Annotated in this window: 9 protein-coding genes; 7 read left to right on the top strand and 2 right to left on the bottom strand. The window is 44.5% G+C overall.

Going from position 1 to position 11,095, the window contains the following annotated elements; translation table 11 throughout:
* Both C3B73_RS12200 and C3B73_RS12205 read left to right on the top strand, forming a co-directional pair.
* A partial coding sequence (locus C3B73_RS12200; RefSeq protein WP_232803200.1) for a hypothetical protein occupies nucleotides 1-1,197 on the top strand: 1,197 nt, incomplete at its 5' end.
* Nucleotides 1,198-1,225: 28 nt separating this feature from the next.
* Nucleotides 1,226-2,122: an InlB B-repeat-containing protein gene (locus C3B73_RS12205; protein WP_103665896.1), complete on the top strand. Its 897-nt coding sequence runs from the start codon at nucleotides 1,226-1,228 to the stop codon at nucleotides 2,120-2,122.
* A 184-nt stretch (nucleotides 2,123-2,306) separates the two neighbouring features.
* Here C3B73_RS12205 and C3B73_RS12210 read toward each other — a convergent pair whose 3' ends face one another.
* Complete coding sequence (locus tag C3B73_RS12210; protein WP_103665897.1) at nucleotides 2,307-3,428, bottom strand: tyrosine-type recombinase/integrase; 1,122 nt, start codon at nucleotides 3,426-3,428, stop codon at nucleotides 2,307-2,309.
* 380 nt (nucleotides 3,429-3,808) lie between these two features.
* On the opposite strand from C3B73_RS12210, the gene C3B73_RS12215 reads away from it, so the two are divergent.
* The 5 genes from C3B73_RS12215 (at nucleotide 3,809) to cysN (ending at nucleotide 9,736) form a co-directional block, all read left to right on the top strand.
* Complete coding sequence (locus C3B73_RS12215; RefSeq protein ID WP_103665898.1) at nucleotides 3,809-5,578, top strand: SLC13 family permease; 1,770 nt, start codon at nucleotides 3,809-3,811, stop codon at nucleotides 5,576-5,578.
* 9 nt (nucleotides 5,579-5,587) lie between these two features.
* Nucleotides 5,588-6,355 carry a 3'(2'),5'-bisphosphate nucleotidase CysQ gene (cysQ, locus tag C3B73_RS12220; RefSeq protein ID WP_103665899.1) on the top strand — a complete coding sequence of 256 codons (768 nt, stop codon included), beginning with the start codon at nucleotides 5,588-5,590 and terminating at the stop codon, nucleotides 6,353-6,355.
* 65 nt (nucleotides 6,356-6,420) lie between these two features.
* On the top strand, nucleotides 6,421-7,329 hold the full coding sequence (cysD, locus tag C3B73_RS12225) for a sulfate adenylyltransferase subunit CysD (RefSeq protein WP_103665900.1): 909 nt from the start codon (nucleotides 6,421-6,423) through the stop codon (nucleotides 7,327-7,329).
* A gap of 100 nt (nucleotides 7,330-7,429) precedes the next feature.
* A complete protein-coding gene (locus tag C3B73_RS12230) occupies nucleotides 7,430-7,786 on the top strand; it encodes a four helix bundle protein (protein ID WP_103665901.1) in 357 nt (118 codons plus the stop codon).
* 12 nt (nucleotides 7,787-7,798) lie between these two features.
* Nucleotides 7,799-9,736 carry a sulfate adenylyltransferase subunit CysN gene (cysN, locus tag C3B73_RS12235; protein WP_103665902.1) on the top strand — a complete coding sequence of 646 codons (1,938 nt, stop codon included), beginning with the start codon at nucleotides 7,799-7,801 and terminating at the stop codon, nucleotides 9,734-9,736.
* 108 nt (nucleotides 9,737-9,844) lie between these two features.
* Here the strand turns inward: cysN and C3B73_RS12240 are convergent, their stop codons facing one another.
* Nucleotides 9,845-10,858 carry an IS110 family RNA-guided transposase gene (locus C3B73_RS12240; protein WP_103664008.1) on the bottom strand — a complete coding sequence of 338 codons (1,014 nt, stop codon included), beginning with the start codon at nucleotides 10,856-10,858 and terminating at the stop codon, nucleotides 9,845-9,847.
* Nucleotides 10,859-11,095 lie beyond the last annotated feature (237 nt).

Genomic DNA, 11,095 nt, shown 5'->3' on the forward strand with positions numbered 1-11,095 from the left:
TCTCCAACGATCACTGTACCTACGGACCCGGTAAGTTTTGGGGACGTGGAAGTGGGCCAAAACTCAACACTGAGCTATGCGTTGTCAGCCAGTAATTTGACCGGGGACCTGACGGTGTCGACGGGTGGTGCATTTTCTGTGTCAACCTCTCAGACGACCGGATTTGGTGGGAGCCTGACGCTGAGCCCGGATGGGGGAGGCAGTGTGGCAGCGACCACGATTTACGTGCGGTTTTCGCCCACAGCGGAACAATCCTATAACGAAGATATTATTCACACCTCTGCCGGGGCAACTGACCAAAGTATAGCTGTCAGCGGAACGGGTGTTCAGAATTCATCTTCAAGTATTACTTTCTCCTCTACTACTTCGACCTATTCTGAAAATGATGATCTAACACTAGCTTGTACTTCTGAGCTTGGAGATCAATATAAATTGGCAGACTGGTTACAAATTGAAAGTTATTATCAGCAAAATGGTTCTTTGTTAACGTTTTTTGACGATGTTGACCTCAATGAATCTGAGGGGAAGAGTATGCTTGTGCAGAGAAATGGGAACAGATGGTATACTAGTGATCGACATTATCTTATCGCCCGGCATGACGGAAATAGACCTTCTGGTTTTTTTGCCCATGATAACATTAATAATTATGAGTTGAGCCTTGGCTCTTGGTACGGCTTGAATTATCGTGTACTATGCTATACGGATGAGGCTAATAACCCACCAACTACTGGCGGGGAACCGATAACCGTAAATTATGTGGAAGGATGGAATTTGATAAGTATTCCGGAAGAAATGAGTGGGCAAAAAATGAGTGATTATTTCTCACAAACTATTTCAACTGATGTTTTCGAATTTTCAGGTAATTACAATCCTGTTACAAGTCCAACAAATGGAAAAGCCTACTGGGTGAAGTTAAATTCCAATGAAACCGTCGAGTTTAACGGTAACCTACTTGGTAACTTGACTCTGGATTTGGCAAAAGGATGGAATCTGGTTGGAACGATAGCGGATACATTGAATATATCTACCGATATTCAGGATCCTGGTAGTATTATTGAGAACAATATAATATGGAAAGTCACCTTTAATAGTTCTTCGGGAGAATATGAGATGGTGGAAGCTAGTCAAATGTTGCCTGGTTATGGCTACTTCATTAAAGCCACAGCTAGTGGAACAGTAACTCTTTCCAAACAATAGAAATTTCAAAATTCAATATGATTTCATCATGAAACGTTTATTTAAAATTACCGTCATTTTATTAATTCCTGTATTTCTATTGATAACGTGTAAGAAAACCCCTTCCGGATCTGATACTGGAGCAGTCGCAGAGTATACCTTAGATGTAACAATTGATCCTCAAAGTGGGGATCCAGGTACGGTAAACCCTTCAGGTGGTACCTACGATGAAAATGAAATAGAGACGATTGAGGCAATTCCCAACAGTAACTGGCAGTTTGATCGATGGGGGGGAGCTAACACATCTTCTAATAACCCGATTACCCTAAAAATGGATAGCGATAAAACACTGACTGCCTATTTTATTCAGGTGAATTCTGTTGATGCGTTCCAGGCAAAGATGAATGTTTCGGATGGAACCTATAGTCGAGATAACCTTGTTTTTGCTCTTTTAAATAGTAGTAGCAATCGTGAGGGGTTAGATGATAATGATGTAGAAAGCCCACCTATTGCACCGCCAGGAGCATTCTTTACCGGGTTTAAGCATGATGGGATGAATTTGTATGAGGACTATAGACCTATTAGTGATAATCAGGATGAAGTTATATGGGAATTGAGACTTGAACGAAATTCCTCAAATTCTATGAATATTGACTGGTCTTTCACCGATAATGTTGAGAGTGGCAAGCTAAATATGGTCAGTGACCCGTCAGCTTCCAGTCCGGCAATTGAGGTTGATATGTTAACCCAATCAAGTTACTCCGTTACCGATCCTTCAGTGACTAGTTTGTTCATTGTTTACTCTGTATCACAAGCTAAATTGTCTATGTCCAGTAATAATGGAATGGATAATATGGCACCAACTGATCGTGGTTTATCGATTCCCAAAGAAAAGAATGATATTTCTTTTAATAAATTACAAACCAATAAGAAAAGAAACTATTAAGATCCCCATTGGGGAAGATAGGTATCTGAGTGAGCTATGAGGGCTGAAGGAATTGTATTCGTTTTTCAATGCCTCATTTTTCACCAATCTTCCCAATGTCATAAAAAAACCCATGAAGGCTTCATTTGCACAAATCAACAAAAAAGCGAATCTTCATGGGCTCCATCAACAAATCAAGTATTGACTACGGTAACAAATCCATCACATCTCTGTATTTAAGAGCCGTACTGTGATCGTAGAATTGGGAAGTGATCATAGGAGTTGAGTGCCCCATAACCTTACTTACCGCGTAGATATCTCCGCCATTTTCCAATGCTCTTGTCGCAAAGGTATGCCTGAGGCTATGAAAGGTTAACTCTTTAGGGAGTCCAGCCTTGTTCATGTGTTTTCGGAAGGTATCCTGAATGCTACGACACTCGTATCGGCCATATCCCCGTTTCTTTTGAAGTACATAACAGGTCGGGAAGGGTTTATCTTTATACCAGTGCTCCTTTTTTTTCCGCTTTTCCTTGAGTTGCGCCTCTAAGATCCTGACAATATTAAATGCCTTTGGGCTTAATGGTATAATCCGGGACTTGGCCGACTTGGTAATGGTTGAGGTCAGTTGGATGTAGCTTTTCTCCAAGTTGACCATTCGCCATCGCATTTTCGATAGCTCGCCTACCCGCATGCCTGTGTAATAGCTTAGGCGAATAACGAGACCAATCATTTTGCCTTCCGTCTGCTTCATTAACTGCTCAAGCTCATGCTCCTTAAAGGCTCTGCGCTTACTCTTGGCTTTGAACAAAAAGTCTTGACCTTTAAACGGGTGCTTATCCAAAAAGTCATTCTTGTAGGCCCATGAGAAGGCCGCCTTAATACTTCTGAGTTCAATATTAATGGTGGTCTTCTTGATGCCTTCCTTATCGAAGCGTTTGACCTTGTACTTCTGAATGTCGGTCTTGGAATAGGCTGCGATGGGTTTTGAGCCACACACCCGAATGAAATGGGTTAAGGCATTCTTGTAGCTGACTACTGTGCTAGCTTTTAAATTGCTTCGAATATGCGGATAGTAGTGGTTGCTGAGGAACACGCGAAGGGAATCAATCTTGGGTTTGGTGTCCTTTTCCCCTTTGTAATAGGCGATGATTTTATCCTCGGCCACTTTCTCAGCTTCTTTAAGAGCTAAGAGGCGTTCTTTCTTGGTATGCTTGAGTGGGTAAGTGAGGCCGGTGGACAGATGTTTCTTCTGCCCGTACTCATCGATAAACCTAATGAAGAGACGATATTTTTTGTCGCGCTTGAATGGGTAGATTTTGTAATCCATAATGTACTCCTGTTTGTGAAAATTAAGACAGGCGTAACATCAAAATCTTGCGCACCTCAGGTGTGGAAATAAGAAAATTATTAGATCCACAACGGGCTTTTTTCTATTCAAAGAAGTACGATATAAGGAGGGCTTTTGGTAACAAAATGGTAACAAAAAGTAGCCAAAATAGGGCTCTATTGGCTGCATTGGACGATCGTAAAGATTTTAAGTCCAACGTGTCTACCAATTCCACCACAGCGGCTACGGTTAAGTAGGCGCCAAATATACGGGTTTGTTGGTTACATCTTCAAAGTTCTTTTTCGTTTTTTCGATTTTTTCCTCTGCCCGCCTGATGATATATTCCGCACTCACTAAATCACATACAGAATTGAAAATACATGACATTTGAAGGCTGGTTTGTTTTAGGGGTGATCCTGATCTGCCTGTTCCTGCTGGTAGGCACATCCATATCAGTTGATATCATCTTATTTGCGGGGCTTGCGGTGATCTTCATAACAGGAATTCTACCTGCTGAACAGGCTCTATCCGGATTTTCGAATGAGGGAATGCTGACTGTGGCGGCTTTGTATATTGTAGCGGCCGGACTAAAGGAAACCGGAGCTATTCATTTCATTGTTCAAAAAGTGATGGGGGATGCAAAAACGGTCAAAAAGGCGCAGTTACGCATTATGAGTCCGGTGATGGTCATGAGTGCTTTTCTGAACAATACGCCGATAGTGGCTTCCTTCATTCCGGCTTTGGAGCGGTGGAGCCGTATCTCTCAGATCCCGGTATCCAAGATCCTGATCCCTTTGAGCTATGCCGCTATATTAGGAGGTACCTGCACGCTGATCGGAACCAGTACCAACCTCATCATCAATGGACTGATGATTCAGCATGGATCGTTGCAGACTATTGGATTATTAGAGCCGGCGCTTATTGGAATCCCGGTGGCGATTGCCGGTTTTGTCTATCTGATGCTATTCGGAGAGCGGTTACTGCCTGTTAGAGGCTCAAGTTTGGATACTTTTAAGGACCCGAGGGAATATACTATTGAGATGATCGTGGAAACGGAAAGTGCTTTGACAGGTAAGACCATTGAAGATGCAGGGCTAAGAAATCTGCCGGGTCTATATTTGATAGAGATTCAGCGTAATCAGAGAACTATTCCGGCAGTTGGCCCTTATGAAATACTTAAAGGCAACGATCGGTTGATCTTTACCGGTATTGTGGATTCTATAATTGATCTTCAGCAGATCACTGGATTGGAACCCGCTACCGATCAGGTGTTTAAGCTGAATGCCCCCCGCAATGAGAGAAAAATGATCGAGGCGGTGGTATCCCGTTCAAACCCTCTGATCGGAAGAACCATCAGGGATGGGCATTTCAGGGACCGGTATGATGCCGTGGTGATCGCCGTTTCACGAAGCGGCGAGCGGATCAATGAAAAGATCGGGGATATTACTTTGCGAATGGGGGATGTGTTACTCCTTGAGGCTCACCCCAATTTTGTAAACAAGTACCGCAACTCCAGTGATTTCTATCTGGTGAGTCCGATCGAAGACTCAACTCCTGTCACATACGAAAAAGCCTGGCTGGCTGGACTTTCATTGGTAGGCATGGTAGTGCTGGCTGCAACCGGGATCCTGAGTATGCTTCAGGCAGCTATTGTTGCCGGTGGTTTTCTGTTGGTCACCAAAAGCTTCAGATATTCGAATGCCCTGGAAAGTGTGGATTGGCGGGTTTTGATCGCCATTGCTTCAGCTTTGGGATTGGGAAGTGCTTTAGAGTACACCGGTACCGCAGAATATCTGGCTACCAACCTGCTTTCCTTTGCGGGAGATAATCCCACTCTTGCGTTAGCTCTGACCTACCTGGCCACCTGGTTACTAACAGAGATGATCACCAATAATGCAGCCGCGGTATTAGTGTTTCCGGTCGCTCTGTCACTTGCAGCTACTCTTGGGGTCGATTTCATGCCCTTTGCCATGGTAATGATCGTAGCGGCATCGGCCAGTTTTTCATCACCGATCGGTTATCAGACCAATTTGATGGTGTATGGACCCGGTGGTTATCAGTTCACTGATTTTACTAAGATTGGGCTGCCCTTGAATTTGATAGTCGGACTAATTGCCGTATCTTTAATACCCTATATTTGGAATTTTTAAAAGAGGTAAATGCTCAATCAGGTTATTAAAACTGCAGAAGAGGCGGGGCAAAAAATTTTAGAATTTTATGAGACGGACGTTGAAGTCATTACCAAAGAGGATGACTCCCCGCTCACCAAGGCAGATCTTGCCGCCCATCACATCATTGTAAACGCATTAAAAGAGATCGATCCCGAAACTCCGGTCATATCCGAAGAGTCCGGTATTCCCGACTACGAGGAAAGAAGATCCTGGGAGTCTTTCTGGTTGGTTGATCCCCTGGATGGAACCAAGGAATTCATTAAAAAAAATGGTGAATTCACGGTTAATATCGCTTTGATCAAGGGAGATAAGCCGGTGCTTGGTGTGGTTTATGTTCCTGCTTTCGATGTTATGTATTATGGGGATGAGACCATTGGCTCATACAAGCGGGAAGGCGATAACAAAGCAGTAAAGCTGGAAACAGAAACCTTTCAAAGATCTGAACCGGCAAGGATCGTAGTCAGTCGTTCTCACGGAGATGACTCTACTCAAAAAAAATTAAGTGAACTTGGTATTGAGGTCAGTGAAGAAGTTCCCTCCGGAAGCTCCATTAAGTTTTGTCTGGTAGCAGAAGGTAAAGCTGATCTTTATCCGCGACTTGGGCCAACTATGGAGTGGGACACGGCCGCTGCCGATGCCGTTTACCGATATTCTGGTAAGAACGGAGAGAAATACTCTCCGCTAAGCTACAACAAGGAAACTTTCAAAAACCCTTATTTTTTATTGGGGATGGATGAGTTTGTGGATGTAAAGTGATCACTCAAAACTCATCACTCAAAACTAAAAACTAAAAAGACGGTCCCCCGTCAATCAAAAACGCAATGAGCGAAAGAAAAAAACAATCGCATTTAAAAGAACTTGAAGACGAAGGCATCTATGTAATGAGAGAAGTGGCCGCCCAATTCGACCGGCCGGTCCTCTTATTTTCAGGTGGTAAGGATTCTATCGTGATGTTCCATCTGGCTCTGAAAGCATTTCATCCCGGTAAAATTCCTTTCCCACTGATGCATGTGGATACCGGACATAATTTCCCGGAGACCATCGAATTCCGTGACAAATTGGTTGAGAAGTATGGAGTGGAGTTGATCGTCGGAAGTGTGCAGGAGTCTATTGATAAGGGAGATGTGGAGGAAGAAACCGGACCTGATGCGAGTCGCAATGCCCTTCAAACCGTAACCCTTTTAGATACCTTGAAAAAACATCAGGTGGACGCTGCATTGGGCGGTGGTCGCCGTGATGAGGAAAAAGCCCGTGCCAAGGAGCGTTTTTTCTCACACCGGGATGTTTTCGGTCAGTGGGATCCAAAAAATCAGCGTCCTGAGTTATGGAACCTGTACAACGGAATGAAAAAGCCAGGCGAGAACTTCCGTGTGTTTCCGATCAGTAACTGGACGGAGATGGATGTGTGGCAGTATATCGCACAGGAAGAGATCGAGATACCGTCCTTGTATTTTGCCCATGAACGTAAGGTCTTTGATCGGCGCGGTGTTTGGCTGGCAGATACTGATTTTGTGAATAAAATGGATGATGAGGAAGTGGTCACTAAGACCGTTCGTTTCAGAACCATTGGGGATGCCACCTGTACCGGAGCGGTGGAATCTACGGCATCCAATATGGAGGAGATCATTCAGGAAGTGGCCTCAGCCCGACAAACCGAGCGCGGCAACCGCCATGATGACAAGCGCAGCGAAACGGCTATGGAAGATCGGAAAAGGCAAGGATACTTTTAGTGCTTAGTTTTGAGTTTTTAGTGATTAGTTGAAGAATTTTTGTAAGGAATCAGAAATTCAGGACTCTTACTGTTAAACAATGAACTAGACGATTAGAGAAATGAAAAACAAAGGTCCTATCTATACTAAAAGCTTTGAATTTGCATTGATGATCTTAAGCCTGAAAAAGAAATTGAATAAACAAAAAGAATTTGATTTAGGAAGGCAGATACTCCGATCTGGAACAGCCATTGGAGCAAATGTTAATGAAGCAGGAGCAGCCGTTTCTAAAAAAGACTTTACGAATAAGATGGGAATCGCTTCAAAGGAGGCAAGAGAATCTCTGTATTGGTTAGAGTTACTCAAAGCAAGTGATGCCATGAAAGTTAATGTTGAACAAGAATATGAAATGTGCCTGGAGCTTGTAAAACTTCTGACTGCAATTGTTAAAACAAGCCAACTAAGCACTAAAAACTAAACACTAAAACCTATGTCCCCACTCAAATCTCAAAACTCTGAACTCAATTCTACTGATGCCACAGGCAGTAAATACCTCGACATGGACCTACTGCGCTTTACCACAGCCGGTAGTGTGGATGATGGAAAAAGTACGCTGATCGGGCGGTTGTTCTATGATTCCAAGTCTATTTTTGAGGATCAGATGGAGGCGATCGAGAAATCCAGTAAGAGCAGTGGGGAAGAGGATGTAAACCTGGCTCTGTTGACGGACGGACTCAAAGCCGAACGCGAGCAAAAGATCACCATTGATGTAGCTTACCGTTATTTCGCGACCCCAAAACGAAAATTTATTATTGCGGATACTCCGGGGCATACTCAGTACACCCGAAATATGGTGACCGGTGCTTCCACAGCTGATCTGGCGGTTATCCTTGTGGATGCCTCTAAAGGACTATTGACACAATCCCGCCGCCACGCTTTTATTTCATCACTTTTGAGGATCCCTCACCTGGTGGTCGCTATCAACAAAATGGATCTCGTGGATTACTCCGAAGACGTCTACAATGAGATCGTCTCTGAATTCAGTGCCTTTGCCAAGAAATTGAATGTAACGGATGTGACCTACATCCCGATCTCTGCTCTGAAGGGAGATAACGTGGTGGATAAAAGTGAAAATACCGAGTGGTACAAAGGTTCAACCCTACTGCATCATCTCGAGAATGTGAAGGTGGATGCTGATGAAAATATCATAGATTTCAGGTTTCCGGTGCAGTATGTGATCCGACCGAATCAGAATTTCAGAGGGTTTTCAGGTCGGGTAGCATCCGGACATGTGCGCCCTGGTGATGAAGTAAAAGTATTGCCATCCGGGTTGACCACCAAGATCAAGGATATCGTGACGCGGGGTGAGAACCTGGAAGTTGCTTATCCGGGAGATTCTGTTACGCTGACCACTGAAGATGAGATCGATATTTCCCGCGGAGATATGATCGTCCGCAAAGATAACGTGCCGACTGTTAGAAATGATTTCGAAGCCTATGTTTGCTGGATGGACGGCAAAGCCTTGGAGCCGGGTAAGCAATATGTGTTGCAGCACAACACCCGCAGAACCCAGGTTTATGCGAATGATATTGTGTATCGCATGAATGTGGATACCATGGGCCGTGAAGATGCCAACAAGCTTGAGCTGAATGAGATCGGCCGGGTGAAACTGGTGAGCAGTCAGCCCCTGTTCTTTGACGCCTATCAGGTCAATAAAAAGACCGGAAGCTTTATCATCATCGATAAGGCTACCAATGTAACGGTCGGGGCCGGTATGATGCGAGCGGGATCAACAGTGTCGAAAGATGATTCGACTCAAAAATCAAAACTCAAAACTCAGCACTCACCTAATGTGACCTGGGAGCCGTGGAATATTCCAAGGGAAGAACGTGAGAAACGAAACGGTCATAAAGCACAAGTACTTTGGCTGACCGGAATTTCCGGGGCCGGAAAAAGTACCATTGCCAAAGAAGTGGAGAAAAGATTATTCGAATCCGGTAAACAGACGATGCTGCTGGATGGAGATCAGGTTCGGCATGGATTGAATGGCGACCTCGGGTTCAGCGCCGCAGACCGAAGTGAAAATATCCGCAGAGTAGGACACTTGTCCCGCTTGTTCTTTGAGCACGGAAATATTGTGATCTGTACCTTTGTGTCTCCATTTGACTCAGACCGAGAGGCTGTCAAAGCTTTATTCCCTGAAGGAAATTTCAAAGTGGTTCATATCATCTGTGATCCAAAAACGGCTCAGGAACGAGACCCCAAAGGCCTTTATGCCAAGGCCGAAAAAGGAGAGATCTCAGGACTCACCGGCTATGATGCGAATCACGAAGCCCCTGAAAATCCGGCACTCACTGTCAATACCGATGAGCTATCCATTGAAGAAGCCGTGGAGAAGGTGTTGGATCTAATTGAGGCTAAGAGTTAACAAACAGGTAAGTTATTGCGGTCTCAGGTTTGTGATCTAAACAAATTAGGCATCCAAATACAAAGAAAAGGGTCACCCTGATCCCGAATGCTATGACTTAATCAAGTACTAAGCAGCCTTTTTTTGTTTGTCGAATCTGGATTCATGGTTTGATTTATAGCAAGTTTGGCTGTTCCATATGGCACATATAATAGTGATTAATTTGTTTACCAGGTTATTACGAACTACCGGCCAAGGCTTACCTTCCTCCAGTTTTTTCTGTTTATAGGCACTGAATTTATCGTTGTGTGTACTGGCCGAGCGGGCTGCCATGGTTAACGTAGAACGTGCTTCTGCACTTCCATGGCCGGAAGAACGCGTTTTCCCACGCACCGAACTTCCTGAACTATGACTATGGGGAGCTACTCCAAAACGGGAGGAAATAGCCTTAGGATTCAATTTTTGTTCTCCAAAAAAGAGAATCAGCCACATCCAGGCGGTAACTTCTCCAATACCAGGAATACTGACCAGCAAGTCGTAGTATTCCTGCAGCCCATCATGGGTTTGTATGCACTGCCGAATGTGCTGTTCCAACTGGGCAATATGGTTGTCAAATAACTGTAGTTGCTCTTCCCACCCCTGGCGCACCAGCTCCGGGCAGTCCGGCTGTTGGGCCGATTGCGTTTGCTTGGTTTTGGTGGCCGTTTGCTGGCGTATCAGCCGGCGACGTTCAGCATAGAGTTGTTGAAGCTGATCTAATACCGGCTCTGCCGGGGTGCTCAGTGATAACTGATCAGCAAAACGATCCGCGTATTCAGCCAGTAGCTGAGCATCAAACTGGTCATCTTTACGATGGTGGTCCGGGCCCACCTTTTCCAATATGGTGGTCTTTTCTACCGAGCATCTCCATCCCATTTGGGTTAACGCAACCAATAGTCGTTTACCATAGATTCCGGTGTCCTCCATACAAATAACACTGTTCTGGTCGGTACATCCCGCCTCGGTTATCCACTGGTTTAGTTGTTGGAAACCGGACTCGCAATTTGCGCACTGCATATGTTCCCCGGAAGGACGGTGCCAGCAGTCCAGGGTATCTTTAGAAATATCTATACCAATAAAGTGGGTTAGATTTGTGAGATCCATAAAAAATCCTCATGTTTGATTAACCTTAATGACGTATGCCAGCTAGGTATTATCGGACCTGACTCTGTTCGTAGTGTTTTACTAGCATGCTATTTAGGTTTGGATAATACCGAAGCCGGAGGGGCTGATTCGGGATTTCGAGTTCTGCTCGACACACTCGGTTAGCCTGTCTCCGGCTCGCTGGTATTATAAAAAAGCAGAGTTGACTGCCTTTCTCAATACTTAAAGTCTAACAGA

This window comes from Gracilimonas amylolytica (genome assembly GCF_002911695.1).
GTDB classification, from domain to species: domain Bacteria; phylum Bacteroidota; class Rhodothermia; order Balneolales; family Balneolaceae; genus Gracilimonas; species Gracilimonas amylolytica.

Bases quoted from the DNA above. Each gene is read 5' to 3' on its own strand.
- C3B73_RS12205 (WP_103665896.1), top strand. From the start codon at position 1,226: ATGAAACGTTTATTTAAAATTACCGTCATTTTATTAATTCCTGTATTT.
- C3B73_RS12210 (WP_103665897.1), bottom strand. From the start codon at position 3,428: ATGGATTACAAAATCTACCCATTCAAGCGCGACAAAAAATATCGTCTC.
- C3B73_RS12215 (WP_103665898.1), top strand. From the start codon at position 3,809: ATGACATTTGAAGGCTGGTTTGTTTTAGGGGTGATCCTGATCTGCCTG.
- cysQ (WP_103665899.1), top strand. From the start codon at position 5,588: ATGCTCAATCAGGTTATTAAAACTGCAGAAGAGGCGGGGCAAAAAATT.
- cysD (WP_103665900.1), top strand. From the start codon at position 6,421: ATGAGCGAAAGAAAAAAACAATCGCATTTAAAAGAACTTGAAGACGAA.
- C3B73_RS12230 (WP_103665901.1), top strand. From the start codon at position 7,430: ATGAAAAACAAAGGTCCTATCTATACTAAAAGCTTTGAATTTGCATTG.
- cysN (WP_103665902.1), top strand. From the start codon at position 7,799: ATGTCCCCACTCAAATCTCAAAACTCTGAACTCAATTCTACTGATGCC.
- C3B73_RS12240 (WP_103664008.1), bottom strand. From the start codon at position 10,858: ATGGATCTCACAAATCTAACCCACTTTATTGGTATAGATATTTCTAAA.